This window comes from Mesorhizobium sp. M4B.F.Ca.ET.017.02.2.1 (assembly GCF_003998955.1).
Lineage (GTDB): Bacteria > Pseudomonadota > Alphaproteobacteria > Rhizobiales > Rhizobiaceae > Mesorhizobium > Mesorhizobium abyssinicae.
This window is the reverse complement of the sequence record NZ_RZOF01000697.1, coordinates 1-547: the sequence shown is the minus strand read 5'-3', so window position 1 is coordinate 547 and position 547 is coordinate 1. Positions and strand designations below refer to the sequence as shown.

The window sequence follows — 547 nt, the reverse complement described above, 5'->3', positions numbered from 1 at the left end:
GTCCCTACTCGACCGCGCTCGCCAGGCATCTGACCGAACCGGGCGTCGAGATCCAGAGCGCGCTGACGCGCGTGCGCGGCGAAGTGACCGAGACCACGCAAGGCCGGCAGCGGCCGTGGCACAACGCGTCGCTGGGGCGTGAGGTCTTCATGGGAAAACCTGTCGTGGCGCCGCCCGCGGCAAAACCCGCCGCCGACGCGCCCAACGCCGCGGCGACGTCGGCCCCCGGCCTGGTGGTCGGCGAAGCTCCGTCTTGGGAAGTCGAGCAGCGTCTGTGGGACGAAGCCTCGAAGAAGAACTCAATTCCGTTCTACGAGGCCTATCTCGACCAGTTCCCGAATGGCCGTTTCGCGACGGTGGCGCGGTTGAACATCGACGAGTTGCAGGACCCGAAAGCCGAAGACCGAAAGGTCGCGGCGCTCGATACGGATGAGGCGGATGCCAATTCCGGCTCCACGGTGCGCACCTCGGTTGGCATTTCGGACGAGATGAAGCAGGCGCTGGGCAGCGAGCAGACGGAAAACGCCATCGGCCTCGACCGCGAGGG

1 protein-coding gene is annotated in these 547 nt (G+C 66.9%); it reads left to right on the top strand.

Translation table 11 applies throughout. The features are described from left to right. The coding region (locus tag EN738_RS34920) for a caspase family protein (protein ID WP_348629125.1) at positions 1–547 on the top strand (547 nt) is incomplete at both ends.